Below are 322 nucleotides of genomic sequence, written 5' to 3'. Positions count from 1 at the left end.
AAATCATCAAAAACCACGATGTTATCGGTATAGAGGATTTGCAAGTATCGAATATGTTAAAGAATCATAAGTTAGCAAAAGCCATTAGTGAAGTATCATGGTCGCAATTTCGATCCATGTTAGAATACAAAGCAAAATGGTATGGCAAACAAGTCATTGTCGTATCGAAAACATTTGCTTCCAGCCAATTATGTTCTTGTTGTGGATATCAAAACAAAGACGTTAAAAATCTAAACCTACGTAAATGGGACTGCCCTTCTTGTCGTACACACCATGATAGGGATATTAACGCAAGTATCAATCTAAAGAATGAAGCGATAAG

At 35.4% G+C, this 322-nt stretch carries 1 protein-coding gene; it reads left to right on the top strand.

The features are described from left to right. A partial coding sequence (locus tag B5P40_RS33640) for an RNA-guided endonuclease TnpB family protein (RefSeq protein WP_258402174.1) occupies positions 1 to 322 on the top strand: 322 nt, incomplete at both ends.

It is taken from the genome of Bacillus sp. SRB_8, assembly GCF_003264205.1.
In the GTDB taxonomy this organism is placed as follows: domain Bacteria; phylum Bacillota; class Bacilli; order Bacillales; family Bacillaceae_G; genus Bacillus_A; species Bacillus_A mycoides.
This window is presented reverse-complemented; position numbering and strand designations above follow the sequence as displayed.